Genomic DNA, 21,148 nt, shown 5'->3' with positions numbered 1-21,148 from the left:
AAGGTTTAGCAAACAATGTAGTTTCTACTCTTAAAGAAAAAAGTATCTTTGCTACATATTAGAGAACTACATAAAAACGATATAGGTTCTTAAAATCCTAATAATTAGATATTTATATAACATCTATTAGGAAAAACCTATTTTCAGTTGGAATGCAAAGTTATAAAAAGTAGATGACAGACCATACATTTCAATCCACTCCATTTGAATACTTTAAAAAGTTTCTTCTGGTAATACTATCCGTAGTGTGTTTTACATTTGTAGGACAGTTCGTAATTGTTGCATTATTATTACCATTACATCATTATGAAATTTCAGAGGTTTTTTCAAGTTTAGGTAACTATGAAAGTCGCTTCGAGGTATTATTATCCCAAGCAATTTCTGCTATCTTTACATTTATATTAGGACCTGTAGTATTTGGATGGAAATACGATCTTACTTTCACCAAAAACTTAAGAAGACCATCTACAAATACACAACAATATTTACTGGCAATGCTTGTAATGGCGGCATTCCTACCTTTAGGATCAGCTATTTTAGTATGGAACCAACATATTGAGTTTCCCCCTACCTTCCAAGCTTTAGAAGCTTCGTTTAAGGCATCGGAAATGCATTTAGCAGAAGTTACCGCTTTCTTAGTTGACTTCCAGAGTATATGGGAGTTCCTTTTTGGGTTTATTGTTATTGCTCTTTTAGCGGGTATCGGAGAAGAAATACTCTTTAGAGGTTATATTCAAAGGTACTTAGAAGGAATGTTCAATAATGTTCATGTGGGAATTTGGCTATCAGCCATACTTTTTTCTGCTATACATATGCAATTTTATGGATTCTTTGTAAGAATGTTCTTGGGAGTATTGTTAGGATATTTATTTTTGTGGTCAGGTAGAAGTTTATACCCTTCTATTTTAGCACATATAACGAATAATGCTATAACTGTAATCAGCGTTTACGTAAATAAGGATGAATTATTACCTGAAATGAAAGACCCTTTTTCAGCAGAAGCACCAGAATGGTATATAATAATAATTACAACTCTGATCGCTTTTGGTATACTTTTTTACTATCGTAAACTGAAAAATCTAAAAACATCTTAAAGTCTTTATTATGGTCAATTGGGAAAAGGTTTATACAACGGAACAAGTATACAAAGCTGAAATCGTAAAAGCGACATTAGAAGAAAGAGGTATTAACGCCGTTATTTTAGATAAAAGAGACTCCTCATATAATAACTTTGGTTATAGAGAAGTCTACGTAGATAAGGCCAATATGGAAAAGGCCACTTTAATTATTAAACAAGATGTTGAATTTGAATAACCGCTCTGAACTTACACAAAGAGTCATCGTAGGTGCACTTGGAGGTGTTGGAATGATTGGAGCTATTTACTTTGGGGTTTGGACATACTTTGGTCTATTCTTGATCATTAGTGTTGCAACAATCCTTGAGTTTTATAAACTGCTTAGACTAGAAGAACACTTACCACTTAGAACGTACGGTACTTGCTTAGGTATCCTAATTTATTGTCTTACATTTTTTATGGAACTAAATATAATATCCACCAAATGGATGTATTTGGTCTTTGTAGGATTTACCTCTGCATATCTCATAAAATTATACAATAAGGAGGACAAACAGCCTTTTAAAAACCTAGCATATACTTTCCTCGGAGTAATGTATTGCTCTGTTCCATTTGCTCTAATACATACTTATGTATTTTTTGATACTCAGTACCATTATGAAATCTTAATTGGTGCCATGTTGATTTTATGGGCAAATGATTCAGGTGCCTATTTCTCAGGCAAAACATTCGGGCGTAGAAAGCTGTTTGAAAGAATATCTCCTAAGAAAACATGGGAAGGTAGTATCGGTGGAGCTGCTTTAGCTGTCACTGTAAGTTTAGTCTTCTCACATTTCTTTAATTCTTTAGAAGCATGGAGATGGGTAACTATCGCAATCATTATTGTAGTAACAGGTACCTATGGTGATTTAGTAGAATCGCTATTCAAGCGAAGCATGAGTATTAAAGACTCAGGAACCACTTTGCCTGGACATGGAGGCTTCTTAGACCGTTTTGATGGATTATTATTGTCAGCACCTTTTATAGCTGCATTCCTCAGGATCTTCCCTCCTAACTTCTAAAAAACAAGAAGAGCGTATCATTAAAGTGATACGCTCTTCTTGTTTATAATATTATCTCTTGTACTTTACTTTATCTAGGTACAATGCTTCAACTTCTGCTCTAGCCCAAGGCGTCCTCCTCAGAAACTTTAGACTTGATTTTACGGATGGATCATTTCTAAAACAATTTATCCTTACTTTATTTCCCAGTTCTTCCCAACCATAATAGTCTACAAGGAACTCAACAATCTCAGCAAGCTTTACACCATGTAAAGGATCCTTGTTTTGTTTATTTTCTTCCATTTTCAATAATTTGATATTTAAACAAAGGTAGGGTAAAATCTAAGCTTATTTAAATCATAATTTATTAAATTGATAATCAATATAATATAAAATAAGATTCATTTTTATTGAAATTTATCAATTATCCATTTGGAAGTAATGGAAACTTCCCACATATTTGCACCCGCTAACACAGAAAGATAGCACACAGAGAGTTGGCAGAGTGGTCGAATGCGGTGGTCTTGAAAACCATTGTACCGCGAGGTACCGGGGGTTCGAATCCCTCACTCTCTGCTAACAAAAGCATCAAATCGAAAGGTTTGATGCTTTTTTATTTTTATATGAATTCTTCTAAAAAGAAAAATTTACATTCTTTTATAAAAAAAACACTCAAAGTATTTGGAAGTAACGAAAACTTCTCACATATTTGCACCCGCTAACACAGAAAGATAGCACACAGAGAGTTGGCAGAGTGGTCGAATGCGGTGGTCTTGAAAACCATTGTACCGCGAGGTACCGGGGGTTCGAATCCCTCACTCTCTGCTAACAAAAAGCATCAAATCGAAAGGTTTGATGCTTTTTTTATATCATTTGCTTTTAACTAATTCTACTCCAATTCGTCACTGACTTTCTTACCAGCATAGATTGCTGTTGCTTAATAATAGCATGTTCTTCCTTTACTAAGTCAGGGTCTTCATCTAATATATTCTCTGCAATATTTCGAACTTTTTGCAATAACGCCGAGTCTTGTCCAATATCTGCATGTCTCAAATCTAACACTCCACTCTGTTGTGTGCCTTCAATATCTCCTGGTCCTCTTAATTTTAAGTCCGCATCAGCTATCTTAAATCCGTCTGTAGTATCTACCATCGTTTGTATACGTACTTTTCCATCTTTTGATAGCTTGTCTCCAGTCATCAATACACAATACGATTGTTCAGCTCCTCTACCTACTCTTCCTCTTAACTGGTGCAATTGTGCCAAGCCAAATTTCTCAGCGTTCTCGATCACCATAATACTTGCATTAGGAACATTCACTCCTACTTCAATTACGGTAGTAGCCACCATTATTTGAGTTTTCCCTTCAGCAAACCTTTGCATCTCGGCATCTTTATCAGCCGGCTTCATTCTACCATGAACAATACTTACTTTATAGTCTGGAAAAGCTCTTGAAACACTTTCATACCCTTCCTCAAGGTTTTTATAATCGAGTGTTTCGGATTCTTCAATTAGAGGATAAACAATATAAGCCTGTCTTCCCAACTCTATCTGTTCTCTCATAAAACCAAAAACTCTTAATCTGCCTTTATCAAACTTATGCCAAGTAATAATAGGTTTTCTACCAGCAGGAAGTTCATCGATGATCGACACTTCAAGATCTCCATAAACTGTCATCGCTAAAGTTCTAGGAATTGGTGTTGCTGTCATTACAAGCATATGAGGCTTCTCCTTACTAGTCTTTTTCCAAAGAGCAGCTCTCTGCGCTACACCAAAGCGATGTTGTTCATCAATGACACATAAACCAAGATTATAGAAATCTACCTTATCTTCAATTAGAGCATGCGTGCCTACAATTATTTTTAAGCTTCCATCTCTAAGCGTCTCATCTATCCTCCTCCTATCTTTAGTCTTTGATGAACCTGTGAGCAATTCGATGGTTACACCCATGTCATCTGCAAATGGTTTTAATCCATTATAGTGTTGTTGTGCTAAGATTTCAGTAGGAGCCATTAATGCTGACTGAGCATCATTATCCAAAGCCATCAACATACACATAAATGCAACAATAGTTTTACCAGACCCCACATCTCCTTGTAGTAATCGATTCATTTGATATCCTTTTCTCATATCATCATAAATCTCTCTTACCACTCTTTTTTGGGCACCTGTTAAGTCAAAAGGAAGGTGTTCTTTATAAAAAATATTAAACGTTGGAATTTTATCAAAAATCTGTCCTCGGTACTTATCTGTTCTTTTACCAACTTTAGACGCTATAATTTTCATCTGAAGAAAGAATAATTCTTCAAACTTCAGTCGATCTTTAGCCTGTTGTAAAGTTTGAGGATTCTTAGGAAAATGGGTCCATGCCACCGCTAAACCTTTTGAAATAAGGTTATTTTCCTTGATTAAGTATTCAGGTAAAGTTTCAGAAATATCATGATAGACTTTTTCCAATAAAGTACGAGTAAGTTTAGCTAGTGCTCTACTATCAAAACTTTTCGCTTTCATTTTTTCTGTGGTATGATACACAGGCTGTAAACCTCCCGACTTCGCTTGTGATACACCTTGATCATATTCATCCATTTCTGGATGAGCAATCGATAATTTATAACCGTAGCGTTGTGGTTTACCATATACGATATACCAACTCCCTACTTTTAACTTTCGCTCTATCCATTTTGCACCTTTAAACCAGACAAGTTCCATTTCACCTGTTTCATCAGATACAATACCCATCAATCGTTTGGCCCTGCCGTCACCCACACTATTTAAAGAGGTCAATCTGCCAATCATCTGTACATAAGCAGTATCATCAAAGACTTCACCTATTTTATAAAACTTAGTTCTGTCTTCATGACGAAAAGGGTATTGTTCTAATAAATCACCAAAGGTATATACCCCTAGTTCTTTATTCAGAATTTCTGCTCTAACAGCTCCAACCCCTTTTAAAAACTCAATTTTGGTATCAAAAACAGTACTCACTTGAATCGATAACTTTATTATGCCAAATTAATTGATAGACTATGGCTCGAAATTAGTAGAAATCTATCGAAAACTATTAAATTTAAATAAAGGGTTTCTAAATTAATTCATTATTCTACACACATTAATATGCGACAAGTTATTGTCATTCTAATATTACTCATCAACTTTTTTAGTCTTTCTGCTTATGCTCAATCGTCTGAGGATCGTCTTGATGCGTGGAGGGAGAAAATTAATAGCACTTCCTTTTATCGAATGGAAGTAAGAGAAAGAGGAATTTATAGAATAACTAGTTCAGACCTTCAAACTGCAGGATATCCAGTAAACTCTACAAGTGCTTCAGTTGTTAGGATGTATCGTCGAGGAGAAGAAATTGCTATTCGAGTGGTCGCTACATCTAATGATAGAATTGACTATTTAGAATTCTATGGTGAGAGAAATGATGGAGAGACAGATCAAGATTTATTTAGAAATGAAAATGACTTTATTAACCCATACGAGCCAGTATATTCAAGAACTGCAGTTTACTTCTTATCTGCTGGTGCTGTAATTTCTGAAACAACTCCTCCTTTAAGAATGACGCCTGTCAATGTAGACCCGACAGGAGCTGAAAATATAGTTAACCATTGGTATACTGAAACCTATAGAGGAGAACCAGTTGGAGGAAGTGCAGAAGACACTGATAATTTTGGAGGATTACGACGTTCTTTTAGTAGAGGTGAAGCTACAGATGGAAATCGTAATAAATTTAGTTCGACTTTTAGAGGACCAAGATCATGGACAGCATACAATGAAGGGCAAACAAGAGGGCAAATGTCGTATCAGTTGAATACTACAGACCTCGCTTCTACTTTCAGCAACGCTACATTAAGCGTTCGCATCATCAACTTTGCTTACCGCAATGCAAATCTATCCATCCGAGTAGGAGTTGATAATACTAGTGCCACAGAAAAAGAAAGTCAAAGTATTACACGATATGAAGCCGGAGACGAACTGAACATGAATCTAACGTCTTCTGATTTTAATTCTTCTAACGGAAGCACCTCTTTAGTTTTTGTAGATTCAAACAACGGAACAGGTACCAATCAGGATCAAGTTGCTGCTGCATATATTAATTTAACCTACCCTCAAGTTCATGCAAACATTGACCCTACAAATGACAGGAAGTTCACTTTAGATCCTAATAAGAAGTTTAGATTATCAATTGGACAGAATAATGAAGGTAGATTTTTTGATGTTACAGATATAGAAAATCCTATTTCACTTAGTACTTCAGTCGTCTCTGGTAGAACAGAGGCAATCGTAGATAGTTCTCCATCTTCAATAGATATTTATTACAGTGCTCAATTTAAATCTCCTTCAAATCTTCAAATAGCCAATTTTGAATTCACTAATAACACTTTAAACTATAATTATCTCATCGTTACTCATTCAGACTTAATGAGTGGTGCTACAAGTTATTCTAATTATAGAAAATCTAATGCAGGCGGTAGTAACTCCGTTTACTTAGCAGATATCAACAAACTATTTAATACATTCTCTTGGGGAGAAGAAAATCCTTTAGCTATCCGAAACTGTATTAAATTACTTCATAATGAAAACTTAGAGTTTGTATTGCTTCTAGGAAAAGGCCTCGACTTAAACTACGATCCCTACGAAAATAATTATGATGAAACTCCTAATGGTACAAGAGGCTATAATTACATACCTGCATTTGGATATCCTGGCTCTGATGTAGCTTACTCTATGGGATTAGATGACGGCACAGGAAATATCACAGAGGTACCTGCAATTCTAATAGGAAGAATGAGTGCAATAAACAATGATCAGTTACTTGACTATTTAGCTAAAGTACAAGAACATGATGCATTGGATTTTGATGATTTATGGAGAAAAGATGCTCTACACTTAAGTGGAGGTTCTAATGCTCGAGATCAAGAATCATTTAAGGCTATAGTAAATAGTTATAAAGATGTTTTCGTGGACACCTTAGAAGGTGGTGTTGTACAAACAATAAGCAGAGAAACTGACGGATCTATTGAATTTATTGATGTCTCGGATATTGTCAATGAAGGTATTACTTTGATGGCTTTTTATGGACATGCCTCTGCCGATTATGCTGATATTGACATTGGAGAAGCTAGTGACCCAACAAAAGGATATGCTAACAAAGGCAGGTATCCATTCATTTTGATGAGTGGTTGTGGTGGTGGTAACTACCTTACTAATAGTAAATCTTGGGGGGAAGATTGGATTGAAACTCCAGATAAAGGTGCTGTAGGTTTTATGGCTAAATCAGGATTTGGTGAACGAAATGCTCTTAGAGATTTCGGTACATCTTTTTATGCTGAAACATTCCAAAACCAAATTGGTAATCATATTGGTAGACACATTAATAAGACACAAGAAAATTTTCTCCGCAATGCTACCTTTAATTCAGCCCTTACATATTCAACTATGGAACAATATGAGTTACAAGGAGACCCTTACATCTTTATTTCACCTGAAAAAGTTGATTTTGCATTAGAGACAGATCATATAACTATCATTCCTCAGTCTGGATCTCTAAATGCTGCTGATGATTACTTCACTTTGAATATCAATATCAAAAATTTTGGAAAAACATTTAGTGATAACGTTTATATCCAAGTAGAAAGAAAATATTCTAACGGACAGTTATCCGCTAATGTCAATGTGAGTGAGGCTATTAGTGCTCCATACAATAATCAAGATGTATTAATACAGGTATTAAATAGTGCTGACGACAAAACCTTAGGTTTTGGTACAAATGAAATTATTGTTTCCATTGGCGACTCTGTAAATGCAGATGGAAGAGTCATTTCAACATTAGATGAATTAACTTTAAATAATAATACAGCTACCGTAAATGCTCAATTCTTTTCTGATAAAGTCAATTTTATCTTTCCACAAGATGAGTCTGTCATTCATGACAATTCTATTCAACTTTACGCATATGACTACAGCTTAGCTAAAGAAGAACAAAACGTTCAATTTCAGATAGCTGCTGACAGTGCATTTAGTAGTTTAATTGCTGAAGAAACGATAAAAGGAGAGCAATTATTTAACTGGTCACTTCCACTAAATAACTCCAGTGACACTACTGTATATTATGCTAGAGTTAGATCATTAAATAGCGACAGTAATAGAAATTGGGACGTTCTTTCCTTTACAAAAATCACAAACAGTAGTGGATATGGATGGATGCAAAGCTCAATTTACCAAATGCAAAACAATAGCATCAGTGGAGTCACTTTAACTGGTAATGAAACAGATCTACGATGGGAATATCCTCAAAATGATGCCCAAATTTCGGTAAAGGCTGGCGGAGCAACATACAATAATGGCGAAACTTATGAGGTTTCACTTGATGGCACTACTTATCTATTTGAAGGAACTTGTATCAGAAGCGGAAACGGTGGAGATAAACTATTGTTCTTAGTATTTGATCAATTTACTGGTGAATTTAAAGGAGCTCAAGCTAGATCTTGGGATCCATTACAATGTGGAGAAGGAAATCCTCCCGTTGCTGTATTATTTAATTCATCAGATATTAGAGGTGGTAATATTTGCTGTGGTGATCCATTAACTAGAAATGGCCCTTACTCACTGTTCATAGACCCCGAGTATAAATTCGAATCTATTGCTCAAGGAGACTATGTATTAACAATTATGGCAGGAAGTTTTGATTTCCAAGAGTCTCTACCTAATCCAGGTACAGGGCAAAGGGCTGCATATCATTCACACCTTCAAGGGTTCAGTGAAATAGGATTAGATACTTTGGATATGCAAGCTAATTTAACACAAAAAGGCCTCGCATTTATTGGTTGGAGTCAATTCCAAATACCAAACAGTGGCCAGACATTTTACGGAACATCTACTGATCAATTATTAACTGAAAGCTTTAGTATACAAAGAGATGTAAACACAGCAAGAATCACCACTTTACCGATTGGACCTTCATCACAATTCTCAAGATTATGGTTTAATGTAGATACAGATAATAATGATGTTATTAAAACTACATTATATGGTGTTCAAAGAGATCCAAATTCTACTAACATCACTTTCGACTCATTATTTCAATTTGATGGAGTATCTCCTTCGAATGGATTTGACCTTGGGCTTATTGCAAGCATCCGAAACTATGATGAAATAAGTCTTAGTATGGAATTAACCGATAATAGTGCAAATCCAAGTGTGGCCCAGTTAAAAAATTGGAGAGTTGCTTATGAACCATCAGCTGAGGGTGTACTTATACAAACATCTGAAGAAACTAAAGACGTTGTTCAACAAGGAGAAAGTTTCTCCTACAGTTATGATTTTCATAATATTAGTACAAGAGCTTTTCAAGATAGCGTTTTAATCACTTTCATTTATCAGCCTGTTAACGCTCAGTTTCAAAGTTTCACAGATAGCTTATTAATTGCTCCATTACCTCCAAATTCAACAAGAAGTATTTCATTAAGTCCTGATTCATGGAGTAAAAACGACATCACAAAAAGACTATCAGGAGAAACAGAAATCACTACCTATGTCAACTCAGATAGAGCGATCAATGAATTACATTACAATAATAATTCATCAGTAGAACGTATTCTTATTCAAAGTGATTCAACCAACCCGCTTATTGAAGTACTGTTCGACGGTCAAAGAATTATCAATGGCGATTTCGTGTCTCCTAGTGCAAATATTAATGTTAGTTTAATTGATGAAAATGATTATTTATCATTGAAGGATAATTATACACAAGACTCTGAAAATGATACTACATCATTATTAACTATCTTTTTACAACAAGAAGGAGATGATGAAAACCCCACCTTACTAGATGTAAATAATGCTGATATTGAAAGCTTCAATAATAAAAACCAAATTGTCTCTTCTTTTGATATTAATGAAGTTGCTCCCGTAAAATACCTTGATGATGACGGTACTTTATCTTCTGGCCGATATACTATTGAAGTATTAGGACAAGATGCTACTGGTAATAACTCTGGTTATGATCGAACTGATGAGAGGGCTAACAAGTTAAGAGTGGAGTTTGAGGTAAATAAAGAAGCTGCTATCACTAATTTCTATCCATATCCAAATCCTTTTTCTGATAATGTAAGGTTTGTTTTCCAAATCACCGGGACCGAAGTCCCTGATCAAATTAAAATTCAAATTATGACAGTAACAGGTCGCGTTGTAAAAGAAATTTTCCAAGATGAATTAGGCCCGATACGTATAGGAACCAATATTTCTGAATATGCTTGGGATGGAAGAGATGAATTTGGAGATCAACTGGCTAATGGTGTTTACCTATATAGAGTAATTATTCCTCAGAAAGCTAATCAAACTTTCAAACATAGAGAAACAAGTAAAGACAACCTATTTAAACATAATATTGGAAAGCTTTACCTATTAAAATAATAAATAGGGTCGCTTCATAATTCTGAAAATAATATTGAGTTCTTGATTGCTCTTACAAACGAATATATCGATAATAAAGTCGGTATCAGTATCAATAGTTTGCGATCAATTTTCCATTTAACACCTAGAACTGAGATAGACTCTAAGACCAAAATTAATAGAAGTGGAATTATGGGGGTTAGAAACCTCATTATTTCTTGTTGATCATTACCTGCTTTTTTTAAAAAAATACTAAGTATTATTAAAGCTGTATTAGTCATCCATATAAATAATGTTGGTATATAGATGTTACCTATCGCTTTAACAAATAGGGGTATGAGTACCAGACAAGAAATTAGAACACCAAGAACAGGATAAGGTAAAATTGAAGGAAAAAAGTTTTTTTGAACTACATCAAAATAATTGAAAATGACATCACTAAATAAACCAAAAGAAAGCTCTATTCCCTCCCTTCTTGATAGACCTGCATTAGTTATTAAAAACCAACCTGTAAATGAAAATAAACCAAGACTTTCAAATAGGATAAGTCGATAATTATTCAAAAAAAAGATAGTGACTGCTATAATTGAAAGAATAATAAATAGACCTGATATTCTTTGTAAAGGTAGAAGTATCGACAATAAACCGATCAGAAATAAATAGGCTACCTTCTGTGTCTTTACATACTTAAAAACATAATATATAATTGTGGAAACTAAAAATAGAAATAGACTTTCTGACCAAAGAAATTTTGCACACAATAATAAACCAACATTTGTTGATAATAATAATGCAAATACCCATTGGTTTAATTTATCAGGTTCATAAAAAGAAGAATAGAAGTTATTCCAATATAGTATTGATATAACAACCATGAGATACTGAAAAAGTAATAAAGATGAATAACTCTTTATACCTGAAATTACCACAAACTCTAAAGGTGGCCACATTGCAAAAGACGGTTCATTGAGAAAGGAAATAATACCATAACTTTGAATATATTCTGCTCCTTTTATATAAATCTTTGAATCATAATCTATTCCCAACCCTGTTTTTACAGCAATAAAAAATAAGACAGAAAATACTATTATTGATAAAATAGGTATTAGTAATTTATCCTTAACTACCATTCTATTCATTTGCAAAATTCTTAAACGTAGTAAATTTTAAATTATATTTTTTCGATAAGACAAAAACCGATTCTAAATATTTAATATTAATGTTATATGCCTTTGGGTTTTCTTCTTTCGTTGGTGTGTGTGCATACAAATAAATGATTTTATGCTCATCAACAACCTTCTGAAATGCCAGGTCTAACATCTCAATACTCACTTTTGCATTTGCATCAATCTCTAATGCTGATTTTCTAAAATCCCAACTATTTTGTGATGAGTATATATCTAATTTAGTTAAATCATCCTCTCCAAATCTAGGTGTGACATTTCTTGTATACTCAAACCCTTTTAGATAAAGAAGAAAATCTGTAAACCAATACTTAGAACCATACGGATAGGCAAATGATATGGGGTTAAACCCTAAACTTTTTAAACTATCCAACCCTGGGTTTATTTCATTTTCAATATAATCTATATATGAGTTTTCTTTGATGTAATACTCTGAAACAACATGAATATTACCGTGATACCCTATCTCATGACCTTCTTCTTCTAGTTCTCTTAATTTTACAATATCTGAAACAGATAAGGAATCTATTTGTGTGATAAAAAAAGTTACTTTTACATCATATTTTTGAAAGAGATCTTTTATGTTATACCACGAATCAATAGACCTATCATCAAATGATAAATTAATGCTAGGAGTCTGTTGTATTGTACAGCCTGAAAGAATAAAAAATATCAAAAAGGAATTCAGCAATAACTTCATAAATCATTTAGCCATATTTTGAATATCAAAAATGAATCTTATTAACTACAAAACAAAACAAATTAAACTTACTCCCTTTCTTATTGGAATGTTGGTTTTAGTTTTAACACTAATAATCATTTTCCATCAATTTATACTGACGCCCAATACTTATCTAATGTATGACCATGGTGATGATGGGCTAAAAAATTATTACTTATTCGCTTGGCTTGCAAAATATGGTAATTCCAATGGTTTAAACTTTCCATTTGGAGAGATTGTTCTGCTATCTGATTCGGTTCCTTTTATTGGAAGCATAATCTACTTTCTAAAATACCTAGGGTTTGATATTACTAATTATTCTATTGCCATATTACATATCATACTATTTGGTTGTTATCCAATTAGTTATTTATACACATACAAAACCTTAGAATTTTTTAATAAAAACGCTATTATTAATTCAATAGGAGCACTCGTCATTGTATTAGGATGCCCAGTAAATAGTAGAATTCTAATTCATTTTGGATTATTCTTTATCATTTTAACCCCTTGCTTGTTATACTTAATCATAAAGGCTACCCAAAATAATAAACAAACGATTACCTTAAGTTCTATTTTCTTTTTAAATCTCATTGGATTTTACTTACATGGATATACCGGAACTCTATGGGCTGGAACTACTATTTTTATATTTCTATGCTTTTCAATCGCCTTCAAAAAAAATAGATATAAATACCTTTCTTATTCTTTTCTTGGCGTAATTCCAACAGTCATTTACACTCTATCTATTTCTTTACTTGACAATCATCTTTGGAGATCAGCACATACCACAATTCTATATGACTTTAGAATTTTCTTCAAAAACATCTTCCACAAATTGTATTTTGAAGATATTTATATCCATGATAGCTTACAGTTTAATTACTATTTCTGGTGTATAATAATTCTAACTTTTTACATTTTAGTTAAGAGTATAAAACGCCAATTAAAAGTAAAACACTTATTTATATATATCTCCTTCTATACAGTTGGAGCAATATTCCTATTATATGGATTAACTTTTTTCATTCGTATAAAAACGCTCCTAGTTCTTATACCTCAATTAGAACAGATTAGAGATCTATTACGCTTCGGGTGGGTGTCATTTTTTTTATTTTTAATTCCATCTTTAAGTCTGATCACAAACAAAGTAAACAACAAGATTTTAGCTCCTATTTTAATATTCGGATTCTTTGAGGCCATAAACTATCAACACAATATTTATGAACACTCAGAAAAAAACATCAATATTTTCCAAACATCTGAAAAAAACCTTCATATAAATAGTAATGAACATTATGCTACTATCTATGGATTCAATGATCGTTCTTCATACCATGAAATAATAAAGAACGTATACAATATCTCTTACCATTATCATATTCCTTGTATTAATACCTACCTTTCTAGAAGAAGTAAAGAAGAGATTTTCTTACAATTACAGTTATTAATACCAACACTTGAGAGATCTGATGAGCTCTTTTCAAAGATAGATTTAGATAAAAAAATACTTATTTACTCTTTGGATAAAGATATGCGGTGGAGGAACATTGAAGTAATCAGTTCAAATCTCTATAGTTTAAAACTGCGAGACTTTATTTCACCTTTAACAAGTATCAATGAATTACGTAAAAACGCTAAGTTAAACCTTCAGCCTTCTGACTTAAAACTTTCGTTAAGTAATCCAAATAATATTATAGTGGATTATCTAGGCAAACAAAATATTATAAGATTCAAACCTGATTCATTATCTACTACAGAAGAATATCAGCTTACTTTTTGGTCATATAATTATCATCAAGACAGTCTAGGAAACAATCGTATACAAATCACTCAAAACAATAAAGTTATAGGTCAAACATATTACATAGATCAATACGATGTCATTGCAAGAAAATGGGGCCGAGTCAATGTTCCTTTTAAAATCATCTCTTATGATTCTGTTGAGTTAAATATTATGAACCCCATTAAAAGTTCCCCTTACTACTATGATAAAGTATTTGATATTCCATTTGAAAAGAAAAAAAGAGTACAACCATTAATTTTCTCTGAGTTCAACATCTATGAAAATGATTAAAAACAAAAAAAGACAACCAGTGCATCACTGATTGTCTTTTTTGTTTAGTGGTATATTCTTGTTACAGTCTTACACCTAGGATTGTGATATCGTCACGTTGTGGAATCTCACCCATGTGCTCTGTAAGTGCTTTTTCTAATGCAGATTTCTGCTCTAACATTGGTTTCTCAGCATTAGCAAATAATAAATCAGTTAACTGAATTTTACCAAACTTACGACCATTTTTGTTGTTCTGATCTTGAAGACCATCTGTTGTTAGATAAATTGTAGTACCTGGATCAACATTAATTACAGTGTTTGTAAAGCTGACTTTTGATGATTTTCTTCTATGAACACCACCAATCGATTTGTTATCACCTTTATATTCTAATAATTCTGTTCCACCTGGTTCTTTTACGTATAGAGGACGTTTTGCACCAGAGAATACTACTTTAGTTGCTCCAGCAACTGTTTTCTCTACCATACATAAACAAACATCCATACCGTCATCATTACTCTTGTTCTCTTGGTGAAGGGCATCAATTACACCTTCATTTAGCATATCAAGAATCTTTGATGGTTCAAATACTTGCTTCTGGTTAATAATCTCATTCAATAATGTATTACCAATCATTGACATGAAACCACCTGGTACACCATGACCTGTACAATCTAGTGCGGCAATAAATGTTCTTTCTGCTACATCAGATTTAGAGAAAGATGTTTTATTAATTTTCTCTTCTACTTTAGAGAACCAATAGAAGTCACCAGATACAATATCTTTAGGGCGGAAGTAAACAAAGTTCTCTAATAGACCCGTTTGAATCTTAGCATTAGATGGTAGAATGGCTCTTTGAATTGTTTGAGCATATCTAATACTATCTGTAATACTCTTGTTCTTATTTTCAATCTCTTGATATGCATTTGCGTTAGTTAAGGCAATCGCACAATAAGAGGCTAAAGTTCTTAAGATGTTCAATTCGTTACGAGAATAAGCAAATTTATCGTAACTCTGAACAGTTAAAACACCTAGATTTTTCTCAGTAACTAGTGGTAAGTATACTAATGAATTCGGTCTAGCGGATGTTTTAAATTCAGGTTCTTGTCGTAAGAAGTTATTGATTTCAGATTCATAATCATTGATTACAATCTCTTCACTAGACTTATAACACAAAGTAGATAAACTATTTTGTTTATTGATATCATAACTGAACAATGGTAATGTTAAACCATTTTCTAGGAAGTTAATGTATTCAATTTTCTCATATTTTTCTCTGTAAATACCAATACCAAATACCGCCGCATCCATTAGTGTATTTACATAAGCATAAGCCGTCCAGTTGATAGATTCAAGATCTAAAATCGCTGTAATTTTCTGACCAAATTCCGATAAGACTTGGATATTATCATACGCCTTTTCGATTTGTGTCTTAGCTGAAACAAGCTCATCTCTTTGCTTCTCAATCTCAACGTTTTGACCTAAAATTTCTTCGTTCTTCGCTGCAAGCTTAAAGTTTTTCTTACGGTTTTGGAAGTAACCTGAGATAATCAAACCTAACACAACGAAAAGCAAACCGAACATACCAAAATATACACGCTGCATATTTTCTTTTTCCCTCAGTTTGTTTTCCTGAAGTTCTTTTGCTCTTTCTAAAAGCTCTAATTCTTGTTGCTTTTGAAGGGCCACGGCATCCGTTTGTTGGATTTTCAACTCGTTAAGCTTTTTAGTTCTCTGAAGTTGATCAATCTCTTTCGCCTTTTTCTCAGATTCTAGTGCCGACATTGTAAGTCTAAGCTCTTGCTTTTGTTGCTGTTGCTCTAACTCTTTTTGTCTTAACTCTGTTTCTTTAATGTATTGCTCACGTTGTAGAAGTTCAAGATCCTGTGCTTTACGAGCATTTTCTTCTTCTAAACGTCTCATGGTTGCTTCGTTTACTTTTTGGTTCATGATCAGAAGGTCAATTTCTTTTTCCTTCTGCTCTGCAGCAATACGAGCATTTGCAATTTTCTGATATTGTAACTTCTCATTTCGGATAATACTATCTTTCAATGAAATCAGACGATTCATTACATTCAATGCTTTTTTGTAATCATCTGTTTTCTTATAGATATCACCGATTTGTTTTAAGTTTCTTTCGATTTGATTGTAATCGCCAGCCTCTCTAGCATATCTAATACTGTTGTTATAGTTTTTGATAGCTTCTGAGTAGTTACCCTTACCAGTATATACTGATGCGATATAAGTATAAGCTTGGGCAATTGGGCCTGGCTGACCTTGCTTCATACGAATTTTCAATACGTCATTATAGGCTCTTAAAGCATCACTATAACGCATATTACTATTCGATAAAGTACCAATATTGAAAAGTAAGGTTGTATTTTGGGATTCAGGACGGCCGTACTTTCTGTTAATTTCTAAGGCTCTTTTAAAATAAGTTAGGGCTTTATCCCTTTTACCTAATTTCTCATAACATACACCAATATCGTTTAGAGGTACGTGTTTTCCTTCCTCATCACCAAGTCTCTCTTTATTGGCTAAGATTTCTTCGTTGATATTTTTTGCCTCTTCATAATTACCTCTTTTCATTTCGATAGAAGCAATCTTACCTAAAGTAGTATTGTAAGCTTGTAAATCATTTGTATCATGATAATACTGCTCTCTTTCTTTTAGGTATTCAGCACTCAAACGGAAGTAGTATAAAGCTTGATCAAAATTATCGAGACGCAAGTATGAGTTACCCAAAAGGTGCCAAATCTCTTTTTGACGCTTTTTGTCATTCATTCTTGTTGCAACTCTCAATGCTTTTAACTCATATTCGATTGCATTTTCGTAGATACCCCAATCTTGGTATAAGAAACATATTTCACCATATGCCTCATACAAAGGAATATCTTCATTTACATTTTCATAGATTTTGATCGAGTTAATACCGTATTCAATAGCGGTATCAAAGTCACGCTTTAGTTTGTACATCGTAGAGTACATCAATAAAGCGTCAGCTTCTCCTAATTTGTAGTCAACTTGCTGCGAAATCTTTAACGCTTGATCAGCAGTTTCTTTCATTGCATTGAAATTACTCTGATCGAGTTCCAACCTAGCGAGTTCGATAAGTTTATCAACTTTTCGTTTACCGTTAGGCATTCCTTTTAATTCGGACTTTAACTCATTAATATTTTGAGCTTGGGTTAATGTAGATAACGTAAGAAGCCAAAATAATACAAAAAATGAACTGATAATTTTTTTCAATAACATAAGCTTAGCCAGTCTTGAACTTAAGGTAGTTCATACTAATATAATCCCAAAAAATGGAGTAACAACCTGAAAATCAGATTCATTTCACCCTATACCTACAATGTAAGCAAAGATATATAATCATTCCAATTATTTATAGCATTATTATATGCAAATATCGTGACGAAAATTCTCGATCAACTAAAAAAAGTACTACTTCGCCAATTCTTCCATCAATGGTTCAAGAGCTTTGCGAACCTCTTTTCCTTTACACCCAAAGTTGTTAACGATGACCGTAAACACCAGAGTATCATTGTTTACAGTCTTCACATACCCTGCATAACTTTTGACTCTTCGCATGGACCCACTCTTGCCAATCACTCTACCTTTAGCTTGATTGTAACGACAGAAATATTTTAAAGTACCTGATGTACCTGTTACGGCTAAAGAATTATAAAAAGTATCAAAATAATCTGTTGATCGAATATTTTCTAACAATGTAACCATATGATTCGCTGAAAAAGCATCAAATGGTGAGAGCCCACTGCCATCTTCTAAAAATAAACCTTCATCGGACAATTCTAAATCTTCAAGGTTTCGAATTAATGAAGCAGTGATACTGTCAGGTAAAATAGAGTTTGTCTCCATTATACTAACGGTCTTTGCTATCGCTTCCGCATATAGGTTGACACTTTTTTTGTTAGTTTTATCAATAATCTGCGATAATGTAGGTGAAAACGCAGAACAAAGTGGTAAACTTTTTTCAAGCTCTTCTGAATTATACACCACTTTCAATTGATTTTCATCTACTTTCACTCCATGACTGGCCAGTGTATCTGCCAACATCCATATCGTATGATACTCCGGATTCGTTACTCCTCCTTTCACTCTAAAATTACTTCTATTAGGCGGTAACGTACCTCTTATAATGTGGCTATCCGAATAAGGCGATGAAAATATAAAAGAATTATCTCCAGTACCTTTTTCACCTGCCAACACCTCACTTTCTACAGTTAAATATGGAGTAATCGGTTTTATCTCATTGATAGTAGATTTAGAACCTGTACTTCCAGTCTTCAGGTAAACTCCATAGATATTGTCATTAATATTTAGAGAAGAAACACCTGCTCCATAATAATTACCTAAATCTTCCCACACCCATTTTGGTGGTGTAGTTACTCTACCATATAATGAAGCATCTGCAATTATCGCCCCCTTTATCTCCTTTAAATCAGGTAGTTTACTAACGATAACACTATCAAGATTTCTCAGTGTTAGGGTTGGGTCTCCAGCTCCATGAATGATCAAGTCTCCATCTAGCACACCATCAACAATTTCTCCTGTATAACTAACTTTTGTTTCGTATTTATAATCTTCTCCTAACACTTTCAAGCCTACACTTGTAGAAAACAATTTGGTAATAGATGCCGGAGTTAATGAAGTAGTCGATTGATACTCGTAATCTATATTCTTTTTCTCGAGTGATTTTACTTTAAATGAAACAGAAGCTCCTCTCATCCAATCATGAGCTAAAAACTCTTTGAACACCTTGTCTATACTATGTTGTTTTTGTTGTGCAAGAATTGGATTTTTTGTGATACACCCGGCCACAAAGAACAAAAAACAAAAGATAACTCGAATAGGTTTTAAATTTATCGTAATAGACATGAGGATTATTTCGTTTATAAATCAAATTCTCGGTAAATTTGAAAATACAATTTTATATATTGTCCATAATGATAATTAATTTATCATCAGAATAGAAAATTTTAAATACCAAATCGTTTGATAGAAAAAGTCATTCCATTAGAAGATGTTGCTTTAGTTGATTTCTTAGGCGTTGACAACAGTAACATTAAAGAGTTAGCTACTGCATTTCCAAATAGTAAAATTATTGCTAGAGGAAGTGAAATTCGTATTCAAGGTGCTAGTGCAGAGATTATCAAAGTGCACAAAGCAATTAACGAGCTTCTATTACATTACAGGAAGTTTGGTAAAGTTACCGTAGACAATATCCTTGATTATGTCGAGATGAATGCCGATCTACAGGATGCTGATATTAAAGACGAAATTCTTCTTTATGGTGCAAAAGGTATTGCTATTCGTCCCAAAACAAGTAATCAACAGAAATTAGTTGATGCTGTAAAGAAAAATGATCTTGTATTCGCTTTAGGGCCAGCAGGTACAGGTAAAACATATGTTGCCACAGCTCTTGCTGTAAAAGCACTTAAAAATAAACAAGTTAAGCGTATCATTATATCTCGACCTGCAGTTGAAGCTGGGGAAAGTTTAGGTTTCCTTCCTGGAGATTTAAAAGATAAGGTCGACCCTTATTTAAGACCTATATATGATGCCTTAGATGACATGATCCCATCAGAAAAGCTAAAGTTCTATATGGAAAATCGAGTAATTGAAATTGCTCCTTTAGCTTACATGAGAGGTAGAACATTAAGTAATGCATTTGTACTTTTGGATGAAGCTCAAAATACGACTGAAATGCAGATGAAGATGCTACTCACTCGTTTGGGTTTAGATTCAAAGATGATTATCACTGGTGATGTTTCACAAATTGACCTTCCTCCTAGACAAAAATCTGGTTTAGTAACTGCTTCTAGAATATTAGAAAACGTTCAAGGAATTAAAGTTTTACACTTATCTCAAAAAGATGTAGTAAGACACAGGTTAGTGAAAAACATTATCTCTGCTTACAAAAAGTTTGATGACAAAAAGAAAGTAGAGAAAGAAGCTATCAAAAAAGATGAAAATAAATAAGGGAGTAAAAGTCACTTTACTTCTTATATCTATAGCATGGCTCCTAAAGATTCTTGAATGGTCTTTAGGAGTCGATCTTTATCATTTAGGTATATATCCAAGAAATCGGTTAGGTACGTTTGGTATTTTATTTCATCCATTTATCCATGGAGGCTTCAAACACCTATTTAGTAATACGGTCTCTTTTGCTATTCTTTGCTTTTCCCTCTACTTTTTTATTCCAAAAGTTGCCACAAAAGTTCTTTGGAAGTTAAGTATTTACAGTGGTATCCTAGTATGGATCTTCGCTCGACCATCCTTTCACATTGGAGCAAGTGGTGTTATTTATGGAATTGCTTCATTTCTATTTTTTATTGGTCTTTTTCAAAAAAATCCCGGCTCACTGATTATCTCGTTATGTATCGCTGTATTAAATCATGGGATGTTAGTAGGATTGGTACCCCAAGAAGATGGCATTTCTTGGGAGTCACATCTATCAGGTAGTATTGTAGGGTTCTTTTTAGCCTACTATTATCGTAAGGTAGAAACGACATTTTCTCAGCAGAAACAAGTAGAAGTTGATGAAGACATCAGTTATGAAGGATACAGAAACCTAGAAAATGAGCATTTCAAGTACCATTACCACCCAAAAGATGATAATTAACATTGTCACAGATATGGATTCACATTA

13 protein-coding genes and 2 tRNA genes are annotated in these 21,148 nt (G+C 33.5%); 9 read left to right on the top strand and 6 right to left on the bottom strand.

Annotated elements, in window-relative coordinates:
- The first annotated feature begins 173 nt into the window (after nt 1-173).
- The 3 genes from HGP29_RS18610 to HGP29_RS18600 are packed head-to-tail and all read left to right on the top strand — an operon-like array spanning nt 174 to nt 2,137.
- Complete coding sequence (locus HGP29_RS18610) at nt 174-1,094, top strand: CPBP family intramembrane glutamic endopeptidase (RefSeq protein ID WP_235958322.1); 921 nt, start codon at nt 174-176, stop codon at nt 1,092-1,094.
- A gap of 10 nt (nt 1,095-1,104) precedes the next feature.
- A complete protein-coding gene (locus HGP29_RS18605) occupies nt 1,105-1,314 on the top strand; it encodes a putative signal transducing protein (RefSeq protein WP_168883924.1) in 210 nt (69 codons plus the stop codon).
- A complete protein-coding gene (locus HGP29_RS18600) occupies nt 1,298-2,137 on the top strand; it encodes a phosphatidate cytidylyltransferase (RefSeq protein ID WP_168883923.1) in 840 nt (279 codons plus the stop codon). The genes HGP29_RS18605 and HGP29_RS18600 overlap by 17 nt, the downstream gene beginning before the upstream one ends.
- A gap of 51 nt (nt 2,138-2,188) precedes the next feature.
- On the opposite strand, the gene HGP29_RS18595 is transcribed toward HGP29_RS18600, so the two are convergent.
- Nucleotides 2,189-2,419 (bottom strand): VF530 family protein, encoded by a 231-nt coding sequence (locus HGP29_RS18595; protein WP_168883922.1) that lies wholly within the window; start codon nt 2,417-2,419, stop codon nt 2,189-2,191.
- Between the two features lie 188 nt (nt 2,420-2,607).
- On the opposite strand from HGP29_RS18595, the gene HGP29_RS18590 reads away from it, so the two are divergent.
- A tRNA-Ser gene (locus HGP29_RS18590) sits at nt 2,608-2,692 on the top strand.
- Between the two features lie 164 nt (nt 2,693-2,856).
- Nucleotides 2,857-2,941: transfer RNA gene (locus HGP29_RS18585), tRNA-Ser, on the top strand.
- Nucleotides 2,942-2,995: 54 nt separating this feature from the next.
- On the opposite strand, the gene recG is transcribed toward HGP29_RS18585, so the two are convergent.
- Complete coding sequence (recG, locus tag HGP29_RS18580) at nt 2,996-5,101, bottom strand: ATP-dependent DNA helicase RecG (RefSeq protein ID WP_168883921.1); 2,106 nt, start codon at nt 5,099-5,101, stop codon at nt 2,996-2,998.
- Between the two features lie 129 nt (nt 5,102-5,230).
- On the opposite strand from recG, the gene porU2 reads away from it, so the two are divergent.
- Nucleotides 5,231-10,534, top strand: a complete 5,304-nt coding sequence (porU2, locus tag HGP29_RS18575; RefSeq protein WP_168883920.1) for a putative type IX secretion system sortase PorU2 — start codon at nt 5,231-5,233, stop codon at nt 10,532-10,534.
- 14 nt (nt 10,535-10,548) lie between these two features.
- Here the strand turns inward: porU2 and HGP29_RS18570 are convergent, their stop codons facing one another.
- The gene (locus HGP29_RS18570) at nt 10,549-11,652 is read right to left on the bottom strand and encodes a hypothetical protein (protein WP_168883919.1); all 1,104 of its coding nucleotides are present in this window, start codon (nt 11,650-11,652) and stop codon (nt 10,549-10,551) included.
- Nucleotides 11,645-12,397: a polysaccharide deacetylase family protein gene (locus HGP29_RS18565; protein ID WP_168883918.1), complete on the bottom strand. Its 753-nt coding sequence runs from the start codon at nt 12,395-12,397 to the stop codon at nt 11,645-11,647. Before HGP29_RS18565 ends, HGP29_RS18570 begins: the two co-directional genes overlap by 8 nt.
- Before the next feature lie 31 nt (nt 12,398-12,428).
- Here HGP29_RS18565 and HGP29_RS18560 point away from each other — a divergent pair, with 31 nt between their 5' ends.
- A complete protein-coding gene (locus HGP29_RS18560) occupies nt 12,429-14,495 on the top strand; it encodes a hypothetical protein (RefSeq protein ID WP_168883917.1) in 2,067 nt (688 codons plus the stop codon).
- Between the two features lie 61 nt (nt 14,496-14,556).
- Here HGP29_RS18560 and HGP29_RS18555 read toward each other — a convergent pair whose 3' ends face one another.
- Together HGP29_RS18555 and dacB are read right to left on the bottom strand one after the other, a co-directional pair.
- The gene (locus HGP29_RS18555) at nt 14,557-17,727 is read right to left on the bottom strand and encodes a tetratricopeptide repeat protein (RefSeq protein ID WP_168883916.1); all 3,171 of its coding nucleotides are present in this window, start codon (nt 17,725-17,727) and stop codon (nt 14,557-14,559) included.
- A gap of 192 nt (nt 17,728-17,919) precedes the next feature.
- Complete coding sequence (gene dacB, locus HGP29_RS18550) at nt 17,920-19,374, bottom strand: D-alanyl-D-alanine carboxypeptidase/D-alanyl-D-alanine endopeptidase (protein ID WP_168883915.1); 1,455 nt, start codon at nt 19,372-19,374, stop codon at nt 17,920-17,922.
- Between the two features lie 117 nt (nt 19,375-19,491).
- Here dacB and HGP29_RS18545 point away from each other — a divergent pair, with 117 nt between their 5' ends.
- Nucleotides 19,492-20,478: a PhoH family protein gene (locus HGP29_RS18545; RefSeq protein WP_168883914.1), complete on the top strand. Its 987-nt coding sequence runs from the start codon at nt 19,492-19,494 to the stop codon at nt 20,476-20,478.
- Nucleotides 20,465-21,121 carry a rhomboid family intramembrane serine protease gene (locus tag HGP29_RS18540; protein WP_168883913.1) on the top strand — a complete coding sequence of 219 codons (657 nt, stop codon included), beginning with the start codon at nt 20,465-20,467 and terminating at the stop codon, nt 21,119-21,121. Before HGP29_RS18545 ends, HGP29_RS18540 begins: the two co-directional genes overlap by 14 nt.
- Nucleotides 21,122-21,148: the final 27 nt, after the last annotated feature.

Origin of the sequence: Flammeovirga agarivorans (assembly GCF_012641475.1) — a bacterium.
Lineage (GTDB): Bacteria > Bacteroidota > Bacteroidia > Cytophagales > Flammeovirgaceae > Flammeovirga > Flammeovirga agarivorans.
This window is presented reverse-complemented; position numbering and strand designations above follow the sequence as displayed.